Source organism: Actinomadura chibensis NBRC 106107 (assembly GCF_001552135.1).
GTDB classification, from domain to species: domain Bacteria; phylum Actinomycetota; class Actinomycetes; order Streptosporangiales; family Streptosporangiaceae; genus Spirillospora; species Spirillospora chibensis.
This window is the reverse complement of sequence record NZ_BCQP01000017.1, coordinates 194,082-216,383: the sequence shown is the minus strand read 5'-3', so window position 1 is coordinate 216,383 and position 22,302 is coordinate 194,082. Positions and strand designations below refer to the sequence as shown.

Genomic DNA, 22,302 nt, shown 5'->3' with positions numbered 1-22,302 from the left:
TTCAAGAAAGCCGGGAAAGCAGCACCCTGAGCAGGTCCGCGGCGTGCCCGGCGAGTGCGCGGTCGCCGGAAACGTCGGCCAGTACCCGGTGGAGGAAGAGCACACGGAAGGCGGGGACCAACTCTTGGAGCCAGCCGCCCCACTCCGGGGTTCCGAGCGCGGCCGTGTAAGAGCGGAGAAAGGCTTGGCACTTCTCTTCCGGGACGACGGTGAACGCACCGCCGGCGTCCCGTTCCAGGGTGAACGAAGCCAGGTCCCACAGCGGCGAGTCGAGTCGGCTGAACTCGAAGTCGATCAGCACGGGACCGCCCGCTCCGCGGCCGTCGATGATCACGTTCTCGGAGTTCAGGTCGCCATGGATATATCGGATTCCGAACTCGGAGGCCCCGGCCAGGGAGTGCTCCCAGAGGCGGCCGAGGACCTCTTCCTCCGCCGCGGTCAGATGCCGGGCCGCGGCCCCCAGGTTCACTGGAGGGCGTAGCGGCGGGCTCGCGGGAGCGGGGATGGAATGCATGGCCGCCATTAGGCGGGCGACGTCGTGGAGGTGCTCCGGCCGGTCGGAGTCCAGCGGTTCGCCCACCACATAGGGGTAGCTGGTAATGACGATCGCGGCGCCATCGTGGTGAATCACCGTCTTGTCGAGGAGCCGGGCCGCACCGGTGAAGCCGGCGGCGTCCAGCGCGCCCAGCACCGCGGCCTCCTGGTCGGCCCTCGCCCGCTCCGACTCGGTTCTCCACACCTTGTGGACGAGCGCGTCGGCGTCGGAGTGCCGGCCCGCGCGAAATACCCGGCACGCTCCCCAGGACGATCGAAGCGGCGTCAATTCGCGGTCACCCGTGTAACCCCGCAGCAGTTCGGTGCTCATGCATTCGCCTTCATGTCGGCACCGTGCGCGCTGCTCTTCGCCCGGGGCCTTTCGCCCGGCCCGCCGCAGGATATGCAAGTAGGAAGTGAACACGCTCGCCCACTCTCGCACCCAGGAGAATGAAATGACGGAGTTCGCTGCGCAACTCGATAAGCTTATCGAAGTCATCAGGCTCCAGCAACAGTCGCTCGAACGCCTGATCCATATCTTGGAGAAGGCCGAAACGCAGACCGCGAAAGCGCCCGCCGCCGCGCCGTCGAAAGGGGCGGATCCGGGGCCGGTCGATTGGCTCGTCCTGAGCGGGCGGGAACGGCTTGAGACCTGGCGTGAACTGGCGGCGTTCGTGGCGCGGCTCGTCGACAGATACGGCCTGCAACTTGAGATACTGCCGTGCTGGTGGCAGCACAATGTCGCGGTGGACGAGCTCACCGCGCTGTGGCAGTTCCGGCGGGCGACATTTCGCCGGGGCGCGGACCCGAAGGCGCCGATGGGCTGGCAGGACGCCGTGAACAGAAGCCGCGATCGGATGCGGCCGGTTTTCGTTTCCTGCCGGGAAGGGCATGTCGATACCACCATGAAGGTGTGGATGCGCGACGACGTCCAGGCCGCATTTGATCGAGCGGTGGCAGAAGACGTCATCGAGCACAGCGGGGGTCAATAGATGGATAAAGGCCGGTTCCCGCCGGACCCTGCGGGATCGCCACGGTTGTTCGGCGTGATGTGCTAGCCTTCGGGGCTGTGACGCGATACAAGAGAGTCGTCGTGAAGCTCAGCGGCGAAGCCTTGGCCGGTGAATCCGGTTGGGGTGTGAGCCAGGAAGAGCTGCAGCAACTCGCAGATGAGATCATTGCACTGCACGATGCCAATATTCAGGTGGCGGCGGTTGTCGGAGGCGGCAACTACTTCCGTGGCAGAATGGCGGCCAGTTGGGGCATCCCGCGGGCCGAAGCCGATAATATCGGAATTCTCGGTACGGTGATGAACGCCCTGATGCTGCGGGGCACCCTGACCGCGCGTACCAATGCCGACATCCGGGTCATGACGGCGATTCCGATCCAGTCGGTCGCGGAGCCGTTCATCAGACTCCGGGCGGTCCGCCACCTTGACCACGGATGCATCGTGCTGCTGGCCGGCGGGATCGGGCAGCCATACGTCACCACCGACTACCCTTCGGTCCAGCGGGCGCTTGAGTTGGAGGCCGATGCCCTGCTGGTGGCCAAGCGCGGTGTCGACGGCGTTTACGACCGCGACCCCAACGAGCACGAGGACGCGACCAAGTACGAGACGCTGAGCTATACCGAGGCCATTGGACGCGGTATTTCCATCATGGACAGAAGCGCCTTCGTGCTGGCGTATGAGCAGAACCTCACGATGCACATCTTCGATGCGACGCTGCGAGGTGCGATGCTCGCCGTCTGCAACGGCGATGACATCGGGACGACCGTACGCGAGTAGAACGCGAGGAGAACCCGTTCGTTCACCGGCCGCCGTCGGCGCCGTCCGCGGGCGGTGCGGCGTCGATCGCTCTCAGTATGTCGACGGTCGAGCCGACCGTCGCGAAACTCGCGGCCGTGAGGTGCTCTTCGGGAATGTCCCGACACAGCAGTTCCTCCAGGCTGGTGACGAATCTCAGCAGGTCGATCGAGCTGACCCCGGCTTCGCGAATCGTCGTGTCGGGATCGAGTCCGGCACTCGGCCGACCGGTGGTGTTCTCAATGGCCCGTGCCACGAGTTCGGTGAGTTCTGCCTGATTCATCGGCTCGCCTTTCTGTGATCCTCGGTCAGCCAGTCGGCCAGCGGCCGGAAGACTCGTTGTGCCGCATCCCGGTGGGACAGGACGTCGCCATGCCTCCAGGTGACGGGCAGTTCGACGACGGTGCGTTCGGTTTCCGCCCCCGCAAGGTTCCGGACGGACGAAAGCACGCGCCGAGCGCGGGAGGCGGTATGGACCGCGAACAGTCGGCGTATCCCGGGCTTATGGAGCCGTGTCCCCTCGAATGAGCCGCTGTTCGCGATGGCCTGTAGCTCGTGCACTTGTCTTCCGGGCCAGAAGGTGTACATCGCGCGTAGATAGTCGAGTTGGAGATCGTCCTCGGGAGTGCTGAGGAACAGTCGGCGGAAACGACCGGTGCCGGCCGCTCCACCATCCGGCCCGCCGGGCAGGGCCGGGACCGGGTTCCGGAGTACGGCGGATGTCGGCGGGTCCCCAGCCGCGGTGGCGCCTGCCTCCAGGCCCCCGTCGAGTAACACCAGGGCGTCCGGATAGGCGGACGAGCGCGTGCGCACCGCGAGTGCGGCGAGCGCGGCGCCGAGACTGAACCCCCCTATTCCGAGGGCGGGCAGCCCAAGCGTCTCCGCGCTCCACCGCGTGCACACCGAAAGGTCGTCCAGCAGGTCCTTTGTGCTGACCTTGGTGAGCGCGCCCTGGTCGTCCTGGAGGTCGGCACAGCGGTATTCGAGGCAGACGGTGGTGACGCCGGCGAGCGCCAACTCGGTGCGGATATCCCTTCCCGGTTCGGTCGTCCAGGGCACGGCGCGCTGCCAGCGTCCCGGCAGGTAGTAGAAGCAACCGACGGGGGAGCGGTCGACCGCCCGGGTCACCGTGCACGCCACGTGCTCGGCGAGCCGGAAGGATTCACACACAACGGCGGCGGCGGTCGTCATTCTCGATCCGCGTGCGTGGATGCGAGGTCCAGCCCGAGTTCCCTCCGCAAGCCGGCCGTGACGTAGTCGGCAAGCCGTCGCGGCCATTCCGCGCCGCATGCCTTGGCCAACGCCTTCGCACGCCGGATGAAGTCGTCCGACATCATCCGCGTCACTTCGAGCAGGCTTGCGGGATCCGCGGACCACACCGGATACCGCCCGAGTGCGGCCATCTGCTCCGCCGTCAGGTACTTGCGCAGCCGCTTGTTCGTGTGGCGGGCGACGATGCCGTTCTCGGCGAGCAGCAGGGGTATGTACGCGTAGTCGCGGCGATTGCCGGAGTTCCGCGCCGCCAGCAGGTACTCCTCCCTTTTCATCAACACCTTGAAGCTGTAGAGCGAGTAGAAGAAGACCTGCACGGCGTGGTCCGGGAAATAGGGGATCCCGAAGTCTTCGAGACGCTTGCTTCCAACGCTGGGCAGCCGGAACTCTGTGCTGTCGGTGAGCGGGTAGAAGCCGTGCAGTTCCGCGCTCTTCACTTCACCGGCCCGGTAGGTGACGATATCGATGTGCTCCAGGTCCGGGGTGAGCACGTATCCGCCGTTCGGCGCCTCACCGGTATCGGATCTCGGAAAGTTTCCGTGGTAGGAGCCCGGGAAGAGGTCGGCGGCTATCGCGCGCCACGGCTCGACGCCGGCGTTCTCGGCGTCGATCACGCAATGCAGGTCGATGTCGCTTTCCCGGTCCCAGGTGCCGTTGGCGAGACTGCCGACGAGAAACGTCGCCAGGACGTACGGGTGGTCCACCAGCCTTTCTTGCGCGTGGCGGATGAGCTGCATCTTTCTCGGTGGGACCTCGTTGAAGTGCCCCGGATCCAAGCCGAATCGACGTCTGCGATCTGCCATCCGAATCCGCCCCGATCAGGTGGTCTTGAAACCGACGAGCTTGGACCACCGGCTCTCGTCCGCGCCGTCCGCGGCGGTGCGGAAGATCTGGTCCATCGCGTCGTACAGGCCGCTCCGCGTCACCGCGCGGTCCCTATCCGCGCGACCCATACCCGTGCGGTCCAGCGACACCAGGTCCTCAAGGCGCGGCGACCCCAGGATCAGCCCGGTGAGCCGCGCCGCCGCCGAGATCTCGGCGGTATGGCCGAGCAGCCGGACCACGTCGACCGACTCGGCGAACTCGTCGTCGTCGAGGTGATCGACCCAGCGGGCGAGGTCCGCGAACTTCACCAGATTCGAACCCATTCCCCAGTGCCGGAACGATTCGTCGGTGAACTCCCGGTAGATGTGCAGGCCGAGTTGGGTGAGGACCGCGGCTCGCTCGATCGCCCAGAAGCGGTTCCTGCGGACGCGGCCGTCGAGAAGGACTCCGGCCGGTCGGGTCTTGCCGGTCTTCGTGTCGCCGAGGTGGAACTGGACCTGGCAGATCGAGTGATCGATGAGCCGTGAATCGGCGACTTTCACGAAGTTCGGCAGGCCGCGGGAGTGCAGCAGCCAGTTCCGGAGGTCGTCCTTGCCGATGCCGCGCAGGGTCCTGGTCCGGCGATCGTAGGCGCCCATCTGGTAGCCGATTCCCCGAAGGGCTTCGATGACGGCCTCGGAATGGGAGCGGTCGGCGAGCAGGTCGACGTCGTACATCTTTCGCTCGTAGGGCGAGTAGATCTCGGGGATGAGCAGCGGCCCTCCCTTGCCCACCGCGTACCTGACGCCGTGCGCGGTGAGGGCGGCGTCGATCTGCTCCAGTTCGGCCGAATGGTTCGCGTGGCGCACCTGGTTGACCGCCACGAGTTGCGACCAGTGGTTGGCGAGCAGCAGCGGAAGCCGGCCACTGCCGATCGCCGTGTCGAGGAGACCCGTGGTGCGCAGGCGTTCGTACACGATGAACGCCACCTTGTGCCACAGCGCGAGCAGGAATGTTCTGTTCCAGTCCACATCGAGGGACGCTCGGTTGAGATCGTCCTCCTTCTCGCTGACCAGCGCGACGATCGTCTCGATTTCCTTCGTAGCCATGTCGCTTTCCCGGAATCGGGGCCCGGCGGGCTCGTGGCGAAACTATCGGATGTCGTTCGTCAGGCATTCCCTGGCGGTCGCCCGGTGCTCGGAAAGGAAGATCGTTTGTGCCATCATCCGCAGCCCGGTCATCTTCTCCCGGAAGACCTCGATGCTTTCTTCGGGGTGCACGGTGTCGATGACCGCGTTGCTCCCGATGGCGTTGAACTGGTGGGAGGTACCGCGGGGGACCTGCATGTCCACGATGCTGTTCGCGGGGACGATCAGGTTGTGGCGCGTCCGTTCGCGACCCGGCGGAGTGCCGGGCATGGAGTCCCGGTAGGTTCGCGGGACGATCGTGGTCACTCCTTTGACGAAGGTCATCAGGAGTGGGCTGAGGCTGGAGACCTGGATCACCGTCTCCGGGCCCGTCATCATGCGAACGAGCCGGGCTCCCGTGTGGAAGTGCATTCGCGAGCAGATGTCCCGTGCCTTGGTGTCGTAGAAGTCCATGAGGTAACGGCTGGCGCTGTAGCCGTCGAAGGGCTTCTCGGTCATGTAGACGTCGCCCTCCTCGAAGGTCTGGGCGCGAATGACCGCGTCCTCGTCGGGCACGAGCGCCACCGGCGAGGCGTGTCCGCGCCGCACCACGGCGGAAAGCGCGTTCACAAGTGCTTCCGCCGCGGCCGGCGGAAGGGACGCGACGGGCGTCACGACATTCTGGGCCGGGTCGACGAAGTCTTCGAGGTCGTGGATCTCGTTCTCGTCGTCCGCGTTCCTCTTGATCGCCTCAACGACCATGATTCCCTCCCGTATGTCCGCGCCCCGGCCGACGAACTGGTCCGGCTGGGACCTCCCGGTCTCACAATTCAGTTATCGGAACATCAGCACGAGAAACGACGTCACGGCGCCGGACGATGGGCGGCCCGCGCGATCGGCGGTGGATCGAGGCGCGCGAACCCCTCCTGCAACTGGGAAAGGAAACGCGGGTAGGGGGCGATGACCTCGCTGGCGGCGTCCAGCCTGGAGACGTGCTCCGGAGAGAGCGTCCAGGCCATGGCGCCGAGGTTCTCGCGGAGTTGGGCTTCGTCGCGGGCCCCGATGATGACCGACGACACGGTCGGCCGCTGGAGAAGCCAGTTGATGGCGATCTGGGACGCGCTCTTGCCGGTCTCGGCCCCGATCTCGTCGAGGGCCTCCACCACGGTGAAGAGGCGTTCATCGTCGACCGGGGGGCCGTATTTCGCGGTGCGGTGGAGGCGGCTCCGCGCCGGCAGCGGTCGTCCGCGGCGCAGCCTGCCGGTGAGCCGTCCCCAGCCGAGCGGGCTCCAGACGATGGTGCCCACCCCCTGGTCGAGGGCGAGCGGCATCAGCTCCCATTCGAAGTCGCGGCCGATCAGCGAGTAATAGACCTGGTGGGCGGCGTAGCGGGGGCGGCCGTCGCGGTCGGCGATGGCCAGCGACTTCATCAGCTGCCAGCCGGAGAAGTTGGAGACGCCGACATGGCGGGTCTTGCCCGCCCTGATCAGGTCGTCCAGTATCGCCAGCACCTCTTCGATGGGCGTCCCGGCGTCGAAGGCGTGCAGCTGGAACAGGTCGACGTGGTCGGTGCCGAGCCGTCGCAGGGCGTCCTCGCATGCCTTGGTCAGGCGCTGCCGCGCCGATCCGGCGGCCGGGCGGTCCTCGCCCGTCGGCAACCCGACCTTGGTGGACAGCATCACCTGGTCGCGGCGTCCCTTGATGGCCTGCCCGAGCACTTCTTCGGACGCCCCCGCCGAGTAGCTGTCGGCCGTGTCGAACATCGTGACGCCGGCGTCCAGGCAGATGTCGACCAGTCGGCGGGCCGCGTCCGCGCCGGTGTCGCCCCATGCGCCGAACAGGTCACCGCGGCCGCCGAACGTGGCGGTGCCGAAGCTCAACGCGGGGACCCGAAGCCCGGACGTCCCCAGTTGCCGGTATTCCATGACCCAACCTCTCGCCGACGAACTCCCTTCGTAGGAAAGGCGCCGCGCGCGAGATTGGTGACACTGCGGTCGCCGAAGATGGCCGCCATGGGACGCGGGCCCGGCGGTCCCGCCCGGATCGGGGGTGGCCGCTCGCAGGGAAATGGCATGCCGAATTCGGCCGATCTCCCCCTCCGAAGATCGGCCGAATTCATTTCCGGTTCACCGCCGGAGGATCAGAGCCTGGTGGTCGTGTACGTCACGAACGTCTGCCAGGGCGCGTTCAGCGTGTAGTAGCCCACCGTTCGCGTCCGGCAATTGCTGTAGACGTGGTAGACGTAGCCCTTGGCCTGCTGCATCCGCCAGCCCTGGGCCGCGGTCATCTTGTAGCCCTTGCGGATCTTGACGGTGCGCCCGTAGCCCTTCTTCACCGTGGACGTCCGGTCGATCCCGGCGTTCACCTTCGCCTTGACCTCGCGGAAGATGAAGTCCTTGAAGTTCGGCCCGATCCCGCCCGAGACCGAGGAACTTAAGGTGGTCGTCCGCTCGAAGTGGACCTTGCGGGTAACGGTGCTCCGGCTGCGGTTGACGATGACGTCCGTCTCGTTGACCTTCGTGTACTTCCGTTTCGTGACGACCTTGGCGACGTCGTGCGGGTCGCAGCGGGGGCTGGACCGCAGGGCCGGGGCCGCGTGTGCGGACGGCGCGGCGGAGGCCGAGGGGACGGCGACGGCGAACGCCGACAGGGACATTCCGGCGGCGGTCACCGCTGCCATGACTTTGGTACGCATAATCACCTTTCCGTGACCATGGGTTTCGGAGGCGATCGTGCCCCCGACTCGTTGATGGCGCCAGGATAACCACATGTTCGAGCGAATGGAAAGGGCCTGCCAGTGACGACCCAAACTGGGTATGCAAGGGGTTGAGGAGCGAATCGTCCAATCTTCAACGAGACATTTGGGGAAGGTGTTTCGTTTGGGTGGAGGAATGTCCTTTTAGAGCGCGCCAAAAGGGTCGGGCAGGTCACATTCCGGGGTGGGCTGGGGTGTTTAGGGGTGGGCGCAGGCCGCGCCGCTAGTGGAGGAGTTTGACGAGTTCTCCGGCGACGATGCCGTGGAACGGGTTGGTGAACGCGGTGACCGTGTCCGACCCGCTCCACGAGGCCCGCGCCCGCGAGGACCGCCATCGCCGCGCCGAACAGCGCGCGGCGAGCACGGCGGCGACCGCGAACCCGAGCGTGGCCGCCCGCCCCCGGTAGCCGTGCCGGACGGCGTAGAGGCCCTCGCCGATCCCGTCGGCGCACAGCCCGAGGGCCGCGACGGCGGCACCGAGCATCAGCCGTCGCTGCCCGCCGCCGCGTCCCGCCGCTCGTCGATCTCGCGGGCGCGGGCGGTTCGCGGGGTGCCGTCCCGGTCCCGGCCGAGCCTGCCCGACGCGACCGACGATGCCAGCACCTCGCAGATCAGCCGGACGCCGAGCAGGCTCGTCACGTCCGACTGGTCGTAGGGCGGCGACACCTCGACGACCTCCATGCCGAGCAGCCCCTCGGCGGCGAACCGGCGGACGAGCTTCAGCACCTCGCGCGGGTAGAGTCCGCCGGGCTCAGGCCAGCCCGTCCCCGGCGCGAAGCCGGGGTCGACGGCGTCGATGTCGAACGACAGGTACACGCCCTCGGCGCCGCCGCCCCAGGCGACCTCCAGGGCGAGGTCGGCGGCCTTCTCCACGCCGAGCCGCTCGACGTCCTCGGCCGTCATGACGAGGGAGCCGCCGTCGCGGGCGGGGCCGACGCCGGGCCGCGGGACCTGCCAGCCGCCGATCCCGATCTGCACGAGGTTGCCGAGGTCGAAGTGGTGCTCGTGCGCGGCCCAGTACCAGGGCGTGGTGTGCATCCGCTCGTCCAGGTCGCGCTTCTGGGTGTCCAGGTGCCGGTCGAAGTGCAGGACGCCGATCTTCTTGCCGAAGGCGTTCATCACGCCCCTCGCCGTGGGGAAGCCGATCGAGTGGTCGCCGCCGAGCACCACGGGGAACGTCCCGTGCGCGACGAGGTGCTCGACGCCCTTGGTGATCTGGTCGAACGCCTTCTCGATGTTCGCCGGGGTGATGAAGATGTCGCCGACGTCCACCACGTCGAGCTGTTCGCGGAGGTCGATGCCCTTCTCGAAGTAGTAGGGCGAGTAGAGGGAGGAGATGCGCCGCATCGCCTCGGGCCCGAACCGGGGCCCCGGACGGTACGTCGCGCCGGTGTCGAGCGGCGCGCCGACGACGGCGACCTCGTGTTCGCCGACGCGGTTGACGTCCTCCAGGAACGGCGCCTTCAGGAACGTGTTGATGCCGGAGAAGTGCGGCAGCTCGCCCCGCTGGAAGGTGGAGGCGAGCTCCTTGTCCTCGATGGAGTCGGCCGGGGGCAGGCCGAGCCGGTGGATGCGGCGCAGCTCCTCCCGGTACCGCCTGTCGGTGAGCTCCGCCTCCAGGTGCTTGGCCTTCTCGCCCTCCAGCCCCGCGCGCGGGTTGTCCTCGCCGCCGCCGCCCATGGCCCGCCTTCCCGCTCGGGTGATCGCGTTCCAGCGCCGTACTGCCCGGTGGGCGTGCCGGTAGAGCAAAGAGCGGGTAGGGCTTTCCCCAGGTCAGGGGAGAGGGCCGGGGGTCAGATGCGGCGGAGGCGGACGCGCTGGACGGCGTGCTCCCGGTCCTTGTGCAGGACGAGCGTCGCCCGCGCCCGCGTCGGCAGGATGTTGGACACGAGGTTGATCTCGTTGACGTCCCGCCACACGCCGTGGGCGAACGCGGCGGTCTCGTCCTCGTCCAGCTCCTTCGCGTACTTGTGGAAGTAGGAGCGCGGGTCGGTGAACGCGGTGCGGCGCAGCGCGAACAGCCGGTCGACGTACCACTGCCTGATGTCCTCGACCCGCGCGTCCACGTAGATCGAGAAGTCGAAGAAGTCGGACACGCCGAGCGTCCCGGGCGGCGGCGCCTGCAGCACGTTCAGCCCCTCGACGATCAGGATGTCCGGCCGCGTGACGGTCTGCTCCGCGTCCGGGACGATGTCGTACTCCAGGTGCGAGTACACCGGGATCCGCGCCTGCTCCGCCCCCGACTTGATCGACGACACGAACCGGACGAGCGCCCGCCGGTCGTAGGACTCGGGGAACCCCTTCCGGTCGAGGATGCCGCGCTCGGACAGCACGGCGTTCGGGTACAGGAAGCTGTCGGTCGTCACGAGCTCGACCGAGGGGTGCTCGGGCCAGCGGGCGAGCAGCGTCCGCAGCAGCCGGGACGTCGTCGACTTGCCGACCGCGACGCTGCCCGCGACCCCGATGATGAACGGGGTGGGCCGCACGGCGCCGCCGAGGAAGTCGCTGACGGTGTCGCGCAGCCGGCCGTCGGAGAGGAAGAAGAGGTTGAGGAGCCGCGACAGCGGGAGGTAGACGTCCTCGACCTCGTTGATGTCGATCGGGTCGCGCAGGCCGCGCAGTGCGTCCAGCTCACCGGGGGTGAGCGGCAGCGGAGTGTTCTCGCGCAGGGCCCGCCAGGCGTCCCTGGAAAGCTCCACGTAGGGGCTCGGCACGCTGTCCCATCCGGGTGTCATGGTCTGACACTAACGGGGGTTCGCGGCCGGTCATGGTCAATTCACCTGTCGTCCACGCCCGGGTCATCCGGCTACGTCCCATGCGGGTGGGCCCTTGGCGGGACACCGAATAGAGTTGCCGCCATGTGCGGAATCGTGGGGTACGTAGGTGCGAAGCCGGCGCTTGACGTGGTCGTCGAGGGGCTGGCGCGGCTTGAGTACCGCGGCTACGACTCGGCCGGGGTGGCCGTGCTGGCCGACGGGAAGCTGGCGACGGCGAAGCGCGCGGGCAAGCTCGGCAACCTCCGCGCCGCGCTGGAGGAGGAGCCGCCGCCGGGCGGGACGCTCGGCATGGGCCACACCCGGTGGGCGACGCACGGCCCGCCGAACGACCGCAACGCGCACCCGCACGTCGACTGCACCGGCTCCGTCGCGGTGATCCACAACGGGATCATCGAGAACTTCGCCGAGCTGCGCGGCGAGTTGGAGGAGGCCGGGCACGGGCTCGTCTCCGACACCGACACCGAGGCCGTCGCGCACCTGCTGGAGGACGAGCTGAAGGCGGGCGGCGGCCTCGCCGAGGCGCTGCGCCGCGTCTGCCGCCGGCTGGAGGGCGCGTTCACGCTGGTCGCGGTGCACACCGGCGACCCGGACGTCGTGGTCGGCGCGCGCCGCAACTCGCCGCTCGTCGTCGGCGTCGGGGACGGCGAGAACTTCCTCGCCAGCGACGTCGCGGCGTTCATCGCGCACACCCGGGACGCGATCGAGCTCGGCCAGGACCAGGTCGTCGAGCTGCGCGCGGGCGGCGTGCAGGTCACCGACTTCGAGGGACGCCCCGCCGAGGTGCAGGAGTACCACGTCGACTGGGACGTCTCCGCCGCGGAAAAAGGCGGCTACGACTACTTCATGCTCAAGGAGATCGCGGAGCAGCCGCGCGCGGTCGCCGACACCCTGCTCGGCCGGATCGGCTCGGACGGCCGCCTCCGGCTGGACGAGATGCGCATGTCCGACCGCGAGCTGCGCGAGGTCGACAAGATCATCGTGGTGGCGTGCGGGACGTCCTACCACGCCGGGCTGATCGCCAAGTACGCGATCGAGCACTGGGCCGGGCTGCCCTGCGAGGTGGAGCTGGCGAGCGAGTTCCGCTACCGCGACTCGATCCTGTCCCCGACGACGCTGGTCATCGCGATCTCGCAGTCGGGCGAGACGATGGACGCGCTGATGGCCGTCCGGCACGCCCGCGAGCAGAAGGCCAAGCTGCTCGGCATCTGCAACGTGAACGGGTCGACGCTGCCGCGCGAGTGCGACGGCGTCCTGTACACGCACGCCGGGCCGGAGATCGCGGTCGCGTCCACGAAGGCGTTCCTGACCCAGCTCGTCGCCGTCTACCTCATCGCCCTCTACATCGCGCAGGTGCGCGGCACCAAGTGGGGGGACGAGGTGTTCGCCATGGTGCAGCTCCTGGAGCGGATGCCGGAGAAGGTGGATAAGGTCCTGGAGACGATGGAGCCCGTCCGGGAGCTCGCGCGGTCGCTCTCGGGCGAGCGGTGCGTGCTGTTCCTCGGGCGGCACGTCGGGTTCCCGGTCGCGCTGGAGGGCGCGCTGAAGCTCAAGGAGCTGGCGTACATGCACGCCGAGGGCTTCGCGGCCGGGGAGCTGAAGCACGGGCCGATCGCGCTGATCGAGAAGGACCTGCCGGTCGTGGTGGTCGTCCCGCCGCGGGCGCGGGCCGTGCTGCACGACAAGATCGTGTCGAACATCCAGGAGATCCGGGCGCGCGGCGCGCGGACGATCGTGATCGCCGAGGAGGGCGACGAGTCGGTCGGCCCGTACGCGGACACGCTGATCAGCGTCCCGGCGGTGCCGACGCTGCTGCAGCCGCTGGTGACGACGGTGCCGCTGCAGGTGTTCGCGTGCGAGCTGGCCACGGCGAAGGGCCACGACGTGGACCAACCACGCAACCTGGCCAAATCCGTAACAGTAGAGTAACCCCCCGAAAAAGAGGCCCCTCCCACCCGGGGGCGGACCCGCTACCTCCATCGTCAACCACCCCGGCCAGCCGGTGAACCCGCCCCCGAGAATGTGGATAACTCCGGATCCGCCCCGGAACCCGGCGGCGGCGTGCCGCGTCCGATGAAGATCGGATTGGGCCCCGGCGGCGGGAGGCGGCGTGACCGCAGCGAAGCGAGGATCACGGCGCTCCCGCGCCGGGGGTCTGGGGGCGCGCCCCAGGAAGGCAGGGCGGCGTGGCGGGAGACGACGGCTGGACGAGGGACGGCCGTGCTGAAGACGACCAGGCCGAGGACGGCTTGGTGAGTGGTGGCGAGGCTGGGGACGCTCAGGTTGAGGATGGCCTAGCAAGTGGCGGCCGGGCTGGAGACGACCGGGCCGCGGCTGGCTTGGTGAGTGGTGGCCGTGCTGGAGATGACCAGGTCGGGGATGGCCTGGCAGGTGGCGGCCAGGCTGGGGACGATCGGGTCGGGGGCGGCTTGGTGAGCGGCGGCCGTGCTGGAGACGACCGGGCCGAGGATGGCTTGGTGGGTGGTGGCCGGGCTGGAGATGACCAGGTCGGGGGTGGCCTGACAAGTGGCGGCCGGGCTGGGGACGATCGGGTCGGGGGCGGCTTGGTGAGCGGCGGCCGTGCTGGAGACGACGGGGTCGAGGATGACTTGGTGGGTGGTGGCCGGGCTGGAGACGACCAGGTCGGGGGTGGCCTGACAAGTGGCGGCCGTGCTGGAGATGACCAGGTCGGGGGCGGCCTTGCAGGTGGCGGCCAGGTTGGCGATGAGCGGGCCGGGGGCGGCTTGGTGAGCGGCGGCCGGGCTGGGGACGGCTTGGTGAGTGGTGGTCGGGGTGGCGACGGCCAGGGCGAGCGCGGCTTGGTGGGTGGTGGTTGGGCTGGGGGTGGCTGGGCGGGTTCCGGAGAACTCGGAGTTGAGGCGTACGGGGTTGCGCGGAGGTTTGGGGCCGTGCAGGCGCTTGGTGGGCTTGATATCACCGTCCCGTACGGGCAGGTCACGGCCCTGGTGGGGCCGAACGGCGCGGGGAAGACGACGCTGCTGCTGATCCTCGCGACGCTGCTCGCGCCCGATGCCGGGACGGTCCGGATCGCGGGCCACGACGCGCGCCTGCATCCGGCCAGGGCGCGGGACGCGCTCGGCTGGATGCCGGACACGTTCGGCGTCTACGACCAGCTCACCGTCGACGAGTACCTCGCGTTCTTCGCCGACGCCTACGGCCTGCCGAAGGACGAGCGGCCGCGCCGCATCCGGGCGCTGCTCAGCCTCGTCCACCTGGAGGACAGGCTCGGGCAGCCCGTCCACGCCCTGTCACGCGGGCAGAAGCAGCGGCTCGGGCTGGCGCGGGCGCTCGTGCACCGGCCCCGCGTCCTGCTGCTGGACGAGCCGGCGTCCGGCCTCGACCCGCGGTCCCGCATCGAGCTGCGCGACCTCCTGCGGTCGCTGGCCGCGGACGGCGTCGCGGTGCTCGTGTCGAGCCACATCCTCAGCGAGCTGGAGGAGATCGCGGACCGGGTCGTCCTGGTCGACCGGGGCCGCACCGCCGGGGACCACGCGATGGCGGACCTCGCGGGCGCGGCGGCGCGCGTCCGCTGGCGGGTCCGGTCGCTGGACCCCGAGCGGCTGACCGCCGCCCTCGCCGCCGCGCTGGACGGCCGGACGGGCCTCGACCCCGTCGCCGAGCTGCCCGGCGCCGTCGAGGTCGGTCCGCTCACCGAGGCCGAGGCGGCCGGGCTGCTCGCCGAGCTGGTCGCCCGGAAGGTGCCGGTCAGCGGGCTCGCGCCCGCGGGCAGCGCGCTGGAGTCGGCGTACCTCGCGATGACCGAGAGCCGGAGGTGACCCCGCGATGACCGCGCGCGGAGCCGGGCTGGTGGCCCGGCAGGAGATCAGGACGCGGCTGCGGACCGGCCGCTGGAAGACGCTGCTGGCCGTCTGGTTCGTGATCGTCAACGGGCTCGGGCTGCTGTTCCGGCTGGCGCTGGAGGCGGGCGAGACGTCCGACTTCGGCTCGGAGGGCGTGCCGATGTTCGGCGGCGTCCTGCTCGGCGTGCTGGTGCTGACGCTGCTCGTCACCCCGGCGCTCAGCGGCCAGTCGATCAACGGCGATCGGGAGCGCGGGACGCTCGCCGCCCTCCAGGTCACCCGGCTCACGCCCGGCGAGATCGCGGTCGGCAAGCTCGCCGCCGCCTGGGGGACGGGCCTGCTCACCCTCGTGCTGACGCTGCCGTGCGTGCTGTGGCCGGTGGCGGAGGGCGCGGTCGGGGCGGGCCGCGCCGTGGTCGTCCTCGCGGTGATCGCGCTGCTCATCGGCGTGGTGTGCGCGGTGTCGCAGGCGTGGTCGGCGCTGGTGGCGCGGAGCGTGACGTCCGTCCTGCTGTCGTATGTGACGGTGTTCGCGCTGCTGGCCGGGACGCCGCTGCTGTACTCGATCGGCCTCCCGCTCACCGCCGAGCACCGCCGCGCGACCGACTACGAGTACACGGTGGACCACAGCGAGTGGGTCTGGTGGCTGCTGGCCCCGAACCCGGTGGTGGTGCTCGCCGACGCCGCGCCGCGGCTGCCGAAGCGCCGGATCGTCATCGGCGACCAGGTGTACGAGCGGGCGCCGTCGTCCGACCCGCTCGGCGGGATCAGCCGCGAGGTGCGCGACGCCCGCGAGGGGCGCCGCGACGGTCCCTATTACGGTTCCTCGAATGAGGAGCGCGACAAGGGCAGCGTTTGGCCGTACGGTCTGCTCTTCGACCTCGCGCTCGCCGCGGGGGCGTTGCGGCTGACCGCCGCCCGGCTCCGCACGCCCCTTTACCGGGTGCCGCGAGGCGTCCGCGTCGCGTGAAATGCGCACGCCATTGTGCGCAATTCTCCGACCGTTTGAGAATCTCAGTCGGGATGCAATTTGCAGAGATTGTTTCAAGGACGTCCGGGCGGCGGCGTCAGGGCTGGTCGAAACGTCCGTCCTTGGCGTCCTCGATGAACTTGCGCCATTCGCCCAGACCAAACGAGAGATGCTCGGTGATGTCCTCGGTGTCCCGGACGGATATCGCGCCCAGGTCGAGTCTCGCGACCTCGACACACCCATTCGTCGCGCCGCATCGGGCGCTCCTTCGCCATCGGGCGGGCGGTCTTCCCTGGAAACTCATGCCGGCTCCTGCCTCGAAAGTTGCATTGCCCGCGGCCGCGCTGCCGGTGCCAAGCACACGGTAACAAGATCGCAAAAAACTTCTGATCACACGCGGTCTGCACGGTGCGTCTGTGGCGGAAGTGACGAAGAAGCAGCAGAGTTTCCGGTGCGCAGACCACGAGCCGAGTCCGATGCGGACCCGGCTCGTTCGCTGCGGCGTCCCGGGCGCCCTCGTGAGGCGTCAGACGGGACGGATCAGGCTCTCATCAGCCCAAATCGAATTCGCCTTTCTTGGCTCGCTCGACGAACGCCCGCCACTCTCCCTGGGAGAACGACAGGACCGGGCTCTGCGCTCCGTGCTTGGCGTCGCGCGCCCCAATGGATTGGGACGAACCGGCCAATGTTGCGACTTCGACGCAGGTGTTGCTCGCCCCGCAGTGGGCGCTTCTCCGCCAACGCGGAGCAGGAGTGGCGAAAGGGGACACGGGGTGCCTTTCACAAGGATTGAGCCCCTTTGCGGACCCCTCACCAGGCGTCTCTGGCCTCGACGATGCGCCGCCGGGATTCGGTGGTGTCCAAGGCCTGGTCCGCCAGGCTTGTATAGGCGAGCCTGTACATATACGTAACAGCCTCCTCCGCAAAGTGGCTGATCGTCAGTGATTCGGTGTGCACGATATCAGGGAAAACGATGTCGTGCACCGGTGAGAATTCCAGCAGGATAAAGGATTCGGCCAACACCGAGTGCGCGACGTCCAAGGGCAGGATCTGTACCGTGACGTTCGGAAGGTCGGTCATCCGGCAGAGATGTTCGAGCTGCTCCCGCATGACCTTCTGATCGCCGATCCGGCGCTGCAGAACCGCCTCGTCGAGAACGACGGACAGTTCCAGCGGACGCGCCTGCGCGAGCAGCTCGCGGCGGCGCATTCGGACGTCCAGCCTGCGTTCCAGTTCCTGCGGCGGCAGTGTGGCGAGGTCGCTCCAGCCGCCGATCACATTCCGCGCGTACGCCTCGGTCTGGAGCAGACCGGGGAACACCGTGCTGCCCCATTCCCGCATGGCCGTGGCCTCGGCCTCCAGCGCGATGAAGTCGGCGAGCTCACTCGGCAGGTCGCGGTATTCCTCCCACCAGCCGCGCTGCGCCGCGTCGTGCGCGAGCGATATCAGATCCTCGCGCCGGCCGCCGTCGATCTGGTAAAGGTCGAGAAGGCGCAGGACATCGCCGATCTTCGCGCCGGTGCGCGCGTTCTCGATGCGCGACACCTTCGCGGTGGACCAGGCCAACCGGTCGGCGACCTCGTCGCCGGTGAGCCCCCGCCGCTCGCGGAGCCTGCGCAGCTCGGCGGCCAGCCGCCGCTGCCGGACGGAGGGACCACGGGAAGTGCTCATTTGCTGGGGCCTCTCCAGTCCCGGCGGACTGATCTGGGCGCATTCTGCCGCACCTGAGTGCCGCAGTGCGAATACTTCGGACCGGCTGAGGAAGATTCTACGGCCGATGATTCTTTCGCGCACATGACACCGAAAGTTGCAGCGCAACGTGCGAATTGTGGAAGCGTCCACCGGGAGAGGCGGGTTGGACGGGGCGTGCGCGTGGGACGCTGAGGGTGTGATCTACGTGGGGAGCCGCCGATGAGGTACGCGCACGAGGTCGGGAAGGTGCGGGCCGCGGAGGGGGCGCTGAGGGCCCGGCTCCCGGACGGCGCGCTCATGCAGCGTGCCGCCGCCGGGCTCGCCGCGGTGTGCGCCCGGCTGCTGCCCGCCGTGTACGGGGCGCGGGTCGTCCTGCTGGTCGGCGGCGGCGACAACGGCGGCGACGCCCTCTACGCGGGGGCGCGGCTCGCCCGGCGCGGGGCGCGGGTGCGGGCCGTCCAGGCGGGCTCCAAGATCCACGAGGGCGGGCTGGCGGCACTGCGCGCGGCGGGCGGACGCCTGGTCGGCGCGCCGGACGCCGAGGCCGCCATCGCCGCCGCGGACCTGATCATCGACGGCCTCACCGGCATCGGCGGGACGGGCGGCCTCCGCGACCCGCACGCCCGGTACGCCGCGCTCGCGTCGCAGGCGTCGGGCGTCGTCGTCGCGTGCGACGTGCCGAGCGGCGTGGACGCCAGCACCGGGCGCGTCGAGGGCGCCGCCGTCCAGGCCGACGTCACGGTCACCTTCGGCACGTACAAGCCGGGCCTCCTGATCGACCCGGGCGCGTCGTACTGCGGCGTGGTCGAGCTGGTCGACATCGGGCTCGGCCCCGACCTGCCGGACCCGGACGTCGTCGCCGCCCGGCCGGCGGACGTCCAGCCGCCCGAGCCCGGCCCCGAGTCCGACAAGTACCGGCGCGGCGTCGTCGGGATCATCGCGGGCGGCGACGCGTTCACGGGCGCCGCCGTGCTCAGCACCGGGGGAGCCGTGCACGGCGGCGCGGGCATGGTGCGGTTCGCGTCGGTGGCCCACCCGGTCGAGCTGGTCCGGCAGCGCTGGCCCGAGGCCGTCACCACGGTCCTGCCGCCCGGCCCGCACGAACCGAAGATCCTTGAGCGCGTCGGACGCGTCCAGGCGTGGGTGGTCGGGCCGGGGCTCGGCACCGGCGACGCCGCCGAGTCGCTGGTGGAGGCCGTGCTCACGACCGACCTGCCCGTCCTCGTGGACGCCGACGGGCTCACCGTCCTCGCCCGCCGCCGCGACCTGCTGCGCCGGGCCGCGCCGACCGTCCTCACCCCGCACGCGGGCGAGCTGTCCCGGCTGGTCGACGCCGGACGCGACGACATCGAGGCCGCGCGGCTCGACCACGTCCGGCGGGCCGCCGCCGAGCTGTCGGCGACCGTCCTGCTGAAGGGGTCCACCACGCTCGTCGCGGAGGCGGACCGGCCCGTCCGCGTCAACCCGACCGGGACCCCGCGGCTCGCCACGGCGGGCACGGGCGACGTCCTGTCCGGGCTGATCGGGGCGCTGCTCGCGGGCGGGATGCCCGCCATCGACGCCGCCGCCGCGGGCGCCTACCTGCACGGCCTCGCGGCCCGCCTCGCCTCCGCCCCCGTCCCCGGCCCGGCGTCCCCGATCAGCGCGTACGACGTGATCACGGCGCTTCCCCACGCGTACCGCGCGGTGCAAGGGGGCGAGCCCCTGCCGTCCGCGCCGGTCGGATAGCCGCGGGGTTTCGGTGGGTGGTACGGCCGGGTTGAACCTCGGGTCGGGTATTCGTGTCTTATTGGACGAGAGGGTCAACGATGGCGCTCTTGGAACGGACGAACCGGCCATGAGCTGGGCGATGATGCTCCGGGCATGGCCGCGAGGACGGCACACTTGGTGTTCATGAAGGTTCCAGCGGAGGCGCGCGTCGATCTCGGCGCCATCGCCGACAACATCCGGCTGCTGCGCGAGCGCGCGGCGGGCGCCGAGGTCATGGCCATGGTCAAGGCCGAGGCGTACGGGCACGGGCTGGCCGAGGCCGCGCGGGCGGCGCTCGCGGGCGGCGCGACCTGGCTCGGCGTCGCGAAGCTCGGCGAGGCGCTGCGGCTGCGCGACGCGGGCATCGCCGTCCGGACGCTGGCCTGCGTCGGCGTGCCCGGCGAGCCCTACGAGGAGGCCGTGGCCCGCGACGTCGACCTGATGGTGGGCGCGATGTGGACGCTCCGTGAGGTCGCCCAGGCCGCCGAGCGGGCCGGACGGCCCGCGCGGATCCACCTGAAGGCCGACACCGGCATGTCCCGGGGCGGCGCGCGCGGCGGCGACGACTGGGAGGAGCTCGTCGACGCGGCCCTGACGGCGGAGGCGCTCGGCCACGTGCGCGTGGTGGGCGTCATGTCGCACTTCGCCTGCGCGGACGAGCCCGGGCACCCGTCCATCGCGGCGCAGATCGGCGCGTTCACCGACATGACCGAGTACGCGGAGAAGGCGGGCGCGCGGTTCGAGGTCCGGCACCTGGCGAACTCGGCGGCCACGCTGACGCTGCCGGAGGCCAGGTTCGACCTGGTCCGGCCGGGGATCGCGATCTACGGGCTGACGCCCGTGCCGCGCCTTGGCGACTTCGGGCTGCGCCCCGCGATGACGCTGGTCGCGGACGCGGCGCTGGTCAAGCGCGTCCCCGCCGGGAGCGGCGTGTCGTACGGCCACACCTACACGACCGCCCGCGACACGACTCTTGCCGTGGTGCCCGTGGGGTATGGAGACGGGATACCCCGGCACGGGTCGAACCTGCTGGAGGTCCTGGCGGGCGGCCGCCGGCGGACGATCGCCGGCCGCGTCTGCATGGACCAGTTCGTCATCGACCTCGGCGACGACCCGCTGTCGGCGGGCGACGAGATCGTCCTGTTCGGCCCGGGCGACCGGGGCGAGCCGACGGCGCAGGAGTGGGCGGACGCGCTGGGGACGATCTCGTATGAGATCGTCACCCGCATCGGGTCCCGGGTACCGAGGGCGTACCCGGGAGGGGCGCTGTAGGGGGCGCGTGGATGGGCACGATCAGCAGGCGCGGGCTCGGCCTCGCGGGCGCGGTGGCGGGCGCCGGCGCGGCCGGCGTGGGCGCGGCCGTCGGGCTGCGGCACATCGCGGTCGGCCGGGTGCGGCTGCGTCCCGACCCGGACGCGGGCGAGCCGTTCGGCGAGCTGCGCGGCGAGGTCGTGCCGGTCGAGGCCGACGACGGCGTCCCGCTGCACGTCGAGGTGGACGGCCCCGAGGACGCCCCGCTCACCGTCGTGTTCGGCCACGGCTACACCCTCAACCAGGACTCCTGGCACTACCAGCGCCGCGACCTGCGGGGCTCGCTGCGGATGGTGTTCTGGGACCAGCGCAGCCACGGCCGCTCCGGGCGCAGCGACCCCGAGCGGGCGACGATCGAGCAGACCGGCGAGGACCTGCGCGCCGTGCTGGAGGCGACCGTCCCGCCGGACCACCCGGTGGTCCTCGCCGGGCATTCCATGGGCGGCATGTCGATCATGGCGCTGGCGGACCGGCGCCCCGAGCTGTTCGAGCGGCAGGTGAAGGGCGTCGCGCTGGTCAACACGTCCTGCGGGGACATGGCGGAGATGACGCTCGGGCTGCCGCTGGCGCTGGCGAAGCTCGTCCGGCCGCTGGCCCCGCGGACGCTGCGCGGCCTCGGCCGCCGCGCCGAGCTGGTGGAGCGGGCCCGCGGGCTCGGCGCCGACCTCGCGTTCGTCGTGACGCGCAAGATGGCGTTCGCCGACCCGCACGTGAGCCCCACCGTCGTCGGCTTCCTGGAGGAGATGATCAGGGGGACGCCGATCGACGTGATCGCGGAGTTCTACCCGGCGCTGATCGCGCACGACAAGGAGGCGTGCCTCGGCGTCCTCGGGTCGGTGCCGACGCTGATCCTCGCGGGCGGGCAGGACCGGCTCACCCCGGCCGTCCACTCCCGCCGGATGGCCCAGGCGCTCCCGGACGCGGAGCTGGTGGAGGTGGACGAAGCCGGGCACGTGCTGCCGCTGGAGTACCCGGGCGTGATCACCGGCGGGCTGCGGCGGCTGATCGAGAGCGTCCATCCCGGCGCCGGAGGCGCGAAGAATACTGGGGGCACGAAGAATACTGGGGGCACGAAGGGCGTGAAGGGTGTGAAGGGCCGCCGCTCCCCGCGGAAACGGCCCCGCTACGACGAGGAGGAGCGCACCGCGTGAAGGCGACGACGGTCACCGTGCCCACGGCGGAGGCGATGCGGGAGCTCGGCGTCCGGCTCGCCGGGCTGCTGCGGCCCGGCGACCTGGTGGTGATGACGGGACATCTCGGCGCGGGCAAGACGACGCTGACCCAGGGCATCGGCGAGGGCCTGAAGGTGCGCGGCCCGGTCACCTCGCCCACGTTCGTGATCGCGCGGGTGCATCCGTCGCTGGCCGCCGGGCCGCCGCTGGTGCACGTGGACGCCTACCGGCTGGGCGGGTTCGCGGAGTTGGACGACCTCGATCTCGACGCCTCTCTCGACGAATCCGTGACGATCGTGGAATGGGGAGAAGGGCTCGCCGAGGGCCTCGCCGACGACCGGCTGGAAATGATCATTTCGCGCGGGGACGGCCCCGGCGAAGAGCGCGAAGTAAGGATCGTCGGGGTGGGGCACCGCTGGTCCGACCTGGATCTTCACGCGGATTGACCCCTTCTGGCTAAACCACTTTACGACGACATGTCGTACTCTTTGCCGGAACGAACCTCACTTTCGCGACA

General features: G+C 70.0%; 24 protein-coding genes. 9 read left to right on the top strand and 15 right to left on the bottom strand.

What is annotated here, in order from left to right:
* Position 1: 1 nt before the first annotated feature.
* Positions 2 to 865, bottom strand: a complete 864-nt coding sequence (locus ACH01S_RS44375; protein WP_067889068.1) for a phosphotransferase enzyme family protein — start codon at positions 863 to 865, stop codon at positions 2 to 4.
* Positions 866 to 989: 124 nt separating this feature from the next.
* On the opposite strand from ACH01S_RS44375, the gene ACH01S_RS44370 reads away from it, so the two are divergent.
* Both ACH01S_RS44370 and pyrH read left to right on the top strand, forming a co-directional pair.
* A complete protein-coding gene (locus ACH01S_RS44370) occupies positions 990 to 1,526 on the top strand; it encodes a hypothetical protein (protein WP_067889065.1) in 537 nt (178 codons plus the stop codon).
* 59 nt (positions 1,527 to 1,585) lie between these two features.
* A complete protein-coding gene (gene pyrH / locus ACH01S_RS11375; RefSeq protein WP_306303239.1) occupies positions 1,586 to 2,320 on the top strand; it encodes a UMP kinase in 735 nt (244 codons plus the stop codon).
* 22 nt (positions 2,321 to 2,342) lie between these two features.
* On the opposite strand, the gene ACH01S_RS11370 is transcribed toward pyrH, so the two are convergent.
* The 10 genes from ACH01S_RS11370 to coaA all read right to left on the bottom strand — a co-directional run bounded on the left by ACH01S_RS11370 (position 2,343) and on the right by coaA (position 11,031).
* On the bottom strand, positions 2,343 to 2,621 hold the full coding sequence (locus ACH01S_RS11370) for an acyl carrier protein (protein ID WP_067889062.1): 279 nt from the start codon (positions 2,619 to 2,621) through the stop codon (positions 2,343 to 2,345).
* Positions 2,618 to 3,529 (bottom strand): hypothetical protein, encoded by a 912-nt coding sequence (locus tag ACH01S_RS11365; protein WP_067889059.1) that lies wholly within the window; start codon positions 3,527 to 3,529, stop codon positions 2,618 to 2,620. Before ACH01S_RS11365 ends, ACH01S_RS11370 begins: the two co-directional genes overlap by 4 nt.
* Complete coding sequence (locus ACH01S_RS11360) at positions 3,526 to 4,347, bottom strand: nucleotidyltransferase domain-containing protein (RefSeq protein ID WP_067889057.1); 822 nt, start codon at positions 4,345 to 4,347, stop codon at positions 3,526 to 3,528. The genes ACH01S_RS11365 and ACH01S_RS11360 overlap by 4 nt, the downstream gene beginning before the upstream one ends.
* A gap of 81 nt (positions 4,348 to 4,428) precedes the next feature.
* Positions 4,429 to 5,523, bottom strand: coding sequence for a nucleotidyltransferase family protein (locus tag ACH01S_RS11355; protein WP_067889054.1), 1,095 nt, complete (start codon positions 5,521 to 5,523; stop codon positions 4,429 to 4,431).
* A gap of 42 nt (positions 5,524 to 5,565) precedes the next feature.
* Complete coding sequence (locus ACH01S_RS11350) at positions 5,566 to 6,303, bottom strand: hypothetical protein (protein ID WP_067889051.1); 738 nt, start codon at positions 6,301 to 6,303, stop codon at positions 5,566 to 5,568.
* 101 nt (positions 6,304 to 6,404) lie between these two features.
* Positions 6,405 to 7,466: an aldo/keto reductase gene (locus ACH01S_RS11345; RefSeq protein WP_067889048.1), complete on the bottom strand. Its 1,062-nt coding sequence runs from the start codon at positions 7,464 to 7,466 to the stop codon at positions 6,405 to 6,407.
* Between the two features lie 215 nt (positions 7,467 to 7,681).
* Positions 7,682 to 8,221 carry a hypothetical protein gene (locus ACH01S_RS11340; protein WP_148344091.1) on the bottom strand — a complete coding sequence of 180 codons (540 nt, stop codon included), beginning with the start codon at positions 8,219 to 8,221 and terminating at the stop codon, positions 7,682 to 7,684.
* A gap of 298 nt (positions 8,222 to 8,519) precedes the next feature.
* Entirely contained in the window at positions 8,520 to 8,780 is a 261-nt protein-coding gene (locus tag ACH01S_RS11335; RefSeq protein WP_067889043.1) for a hypothetical protein, read from the bottom strand.
* A complete protein-coding gene (locus ACH01S_RS11330) occupies positions 8,780 to 9,976 on the bottom strand; it encodes an agmatinase family protein (protein WP_067889040.1) in 1,197 nt (398 codons plus the stop codon). The genes ACH01S_RS11335 and ACH01S_RS11330 overlap by 1 nt, the downstream gene beginning before the upstream one ends.
* A gap of 113 nt (positions 9,977 to 10,089) precedes the next feature.
* On the bottom strand, positions 10,090 to 11,031 hold the full coding sequence (gene coaA, locus ACH01S_RS11325) for a type I pantothenate kinase (RefSeq protein ID WP_067889037.1): 942 nt from the start codon (positions 11,029 to 11,031) through the stop codon (positions 10,090 to 10,092).
* A 123-nt stretch (positions 11,032 to 11,154) separates the two neighbouring features.
* On the opposite strand from coaA, the gene glmS reads away from it, so the two are divergent.
* Positions 11,155 to 12,999 (top strand): glutamine--fructose-6-phosphate transaminase (isomerizing), encoded by a 1,845-nt coding sequence (glmS, locus tag ACH01S_RS11320; RefSeq protein WP_067889034.1) that lies wholly within the window; start codon positions 11,155 to 11,157, stop codon positions 12,997 to 12,999.
* Positions 13,000 to 13,364: 365 nt separating this feature from the next.
* Here glmS and ACH01S_RS45800 read toward each other — a convergent pair whose 3' ends face one another.
* On the bottom strand, positions 13,365 to 14,129 hold the full coding sequence (locus tag ACH01S_RS45800) for a hypothetical protein (protein WP_246236438.1): 765 nt from the start codon (positions 14,127 to 14,129) through the stop codon (positions 13,365 to 13,367).
* Here ACH01S_RS45800 and ACH01S_RS11315 point away from each other — a divergent pair.
* Positions 14,037 to 14,867, top strand: a complete 831-nt coding sequence (locus ACH01S_RS11315) for an ABC transporter ATP-binding protein (protein ID WP_246236437.1) — start codon at positions 14,037 to 14,039, stop codon at positions 14,865 to 14,867. The two genes, ACH01S_RS45800 and ACH01S_RS11315, sit on opposite strands and share 93 nt — an antisense overlap.
* A gap of 7 nt (positions 14,868 to 14,874) precedes the next feature.
* Complete coding sequence (locus ACH01S_RS11310) at positions 14,875 to 15,861, top strand: ABC transporter permease (RefSeq protein ID WP_067889028.1); 987 nt, start codon at positions 14,875 to 14,877, stop codon at positions 15,859 to 15,861.
* Positions 15,862 to 15,958: 97 nt separating this feature from the next.
* Here the strand turns inward: ACH01S_RS11310 and ACH01S_RS42015 are convergent, their stop codons facing one another.
* The 3 genes from ACH01S_RS42015 to ACH01S_RS11305 form a co-directional block, all read right to left on the bottom strand.
* Positions 15,959 to 16,222 carry a DUF397 domain-containing protein gene (locus ACH01S_RS42015; RefSeq protein ID WP_255220178.1) on the bottom strand — a complete coding sequence of 88 codons (264 nt, stop codon included), beginning with the start codon at positions 16,220 to 16,222 and terminating at the stop codon, positions 15,959 to 15,961.
* 190 nt (positions 16,223 to 16,412) lie between these two features.
* Complete coding sequence (locus tag ACH01S_RS42010; protein WP_083980559.1) at positions 16,413 to 16,631, bottom strand: DUF397 domain-containing protein; 219 nt, start codon at positions 16,629 to 16,631, stop codon at positions 16,413 to 16,415.
* Between the two features lie 40 nt (positions 16,632 to 16,671).
* Positions 16,672 to 17,532 (bottom strand): helix-turn-helix domain-containing protein, encoded by an 861-nt coding sequence (locus ACH01S_RS11305; RefSeq protein ID WP_067889025.1) that lies wholly within the window; start codon positions 17,530 to 17,532, stop codon positions 16,672 to 16,674.
* 240 nt (positions 17,533 to 17,772) lie between these two features.
* Between ACH01S_RS11305 and ACH01S_RS11300 the strand changes: the two genes are divergently transcribed.
* The 4 genes from ACH01S_RS11300 (at position 17,773) to tsaE (ending at position 22,231) form a co-directional block, all read left to right on the top strand.
* Positions 17,773 to 19,281 (top strand): bifunctional ADP-dependent NAD(P)H-hydrate dehydratase/NAD(P)H-hydrate epimerase, encoded by a 1,509-nt coding sequence (locus ACH01S_RS11300; RefSeq protein ID WP_067889022.1) that lies wholly within the window; start codon positions 17,773 to 17,775, stop codon positions 19,279 to 19,281.
* A 165-nt stretch (positions 19,282 to 19,446) separates the two neighbouring features.
* The gene (gene alr, locus ACH01S_RS11295; protein WP_067889776.1) at positions 19,447 to 20,574 is read left to right on the top strand and encodes an alanine racemase; all 1,128 of its coding nucleotides are present in this window, start codon (positions 19,447 to 19,449) and stop codon (positions 20,572 to 20,574) included.
* An 11-nt stretch (positions 20,575 to 20,585) separates the two neighbouring features.
* A complete protein-coding gene (locus ACH01S_RS11290; protein WP_067889019.1) occupies positions 20,586 to 21,764 on the top strand; it encodes an alpha/beta fold hydrolase in 1,179 nt (392 codons plus the stop codon).
* The gene (gene tsaE, locus ACH01S_RS11285; protein ID WP_067889016.1) at positions 21,761 to 22,231 is read left to right on the top strand and encodes a tRNA (adenosine(37)-N6)-threonylcarbamoyltransferase complex ATPase subunit type 1 TsaE; all 471 of its coding nucleotides are present in this window, start codon (positions 21,761 to 21,763) and stop codon (positions 22,229 to 22,231) included. The genes ACH01S_RS11290 and tsaE overlap by 4 nt, the downstream gene beginning before the upstream one ends.
* Positions 22,232 to 22,302 lie beyond the last annotated feature (71 nt).

Coding starts and splice junctions, on each gene's coding strand:
- ACH01S_RS11345 (WP_067889048.1), bottom strand. CDS start 7,466: ATGGAATACCGGCAACTGGGGACGTCCGGGCTTCGGGTCCCCGCGTTG.
- ACH01S_RS11335 (WP_067889043.1), bottom strand. CDS start 8,780: ATGCTCGGTGCCGCCGTCGCGGCCCTCGGGCTGTGCGCCGACGGGATC.
- ACH01S_RS11365 (WP_067889059.1), bottom strand. CDS start 3,529: ATGACGACCGCCGCCGCCGTTGTGTGTGAATCCTTCCGGCTCGCCGAG.
- ACH01S_RS44370 (WP_067889065.1), top strand. CDS start 990: ATGACGGAGTTCGCTGCGCAACTCGATAAGCTTATCGAAGTCATCAGG.
- ACH01S_RS11330 (WP_067889040.1), bottom strand. CDS start 9,976: ATGGGCGGCGGCGGCGAGGACAACCCGCGCGCGGGGCTGGAGGGCGAG.
- ACH01S_RS11355 (WP_067889054.1), bottom strand. CDS start 5,523: ATGGCTACGAAGGAAATCGAGACGATCGTCGCGCTGGTCAGCGAGAAG.
- ACH01S_RS11350 (WP_067889051.1), bottom strand. CDS start 6,303: ATGGTCGTTGAGGCGATCAAGAGGAACGCGGACGACGAGAACGAGATC.
- ACH01S_RS11360 (WP_067889057.1), bottom strand. CDS start 4,347: ATGCAGCTCATCCGCCACGCGCAAGAAAGGCTGGTGGACCACCCGTAC.
- ACH01S_RS11340 (WP_148344091.1), bottom strand. CDS start 8,221: ATGGCAGCGGTGACCGCCGCCGGAATGTCCCTGTCGGCGTTCGCCGTC.
- alr (WP_067889776.1), top strand. CDS start 19,447: ATGAAGGTTCCAGCGGAGGCGCGCGTCGATCTCGGCGCCATCGCCGAC.
- ACH01S_RS44375 (WP_067889068.1), bottom strand. CDS start 865: ATGAGCACCGAACTGCTGCGGGGTTACACGGGTGACCGCGAATTGACG.
- ACH01S_RS11300 (WP_067889022.1), top strand. CDS start 17,773: ATGAGGTACGCGCACGAGGTCGGGAAGGTGCGGGCCGCGGAGGGGGCG.
- ACH01S_RS11310 (WP_067889028.1), top strand. CDS start 14,875: ATGACCGCGCGCGGAGCCGGGCTGGTGGCCCGGCAGGAGATCAGGACG.
- glmS (WP_067889034.1), top strand. CDS start 11,155: ATGTGCGGAATCGTGGGGTACGTAGGTGCGAAGCCGGCGCTTGACGTG.
- ACH01S_RS11370 (WP_067889062.1), bottom strand. CDS start 2,621: ATGAATCAGGCAGAACTCACCGAACTCGTGGCACGGGCCATTGAGAAC.
- coaA (WP_067889037.1), bottom strand. CDS start 11,031: ATGACACCCGGATGGGACAGCGTGCCGAGCCCCTACGTGGAGCTTTCC.
- ACH01S_RS11290 (WP_067889019.1), top strand. CDS start 20,586: ATGGGCACGATCAGCAGGCGCGGGCTCGGCCTCGCGGGCGCGGTGGCG.
- ACH01S_RS11305 (WP_067889025.1), bottom strand. CDS start 17,532: ATGAGCACTTCCCGTGGTCCCTCCGTCCGGCAGCGGCGGCTGGCCGCC.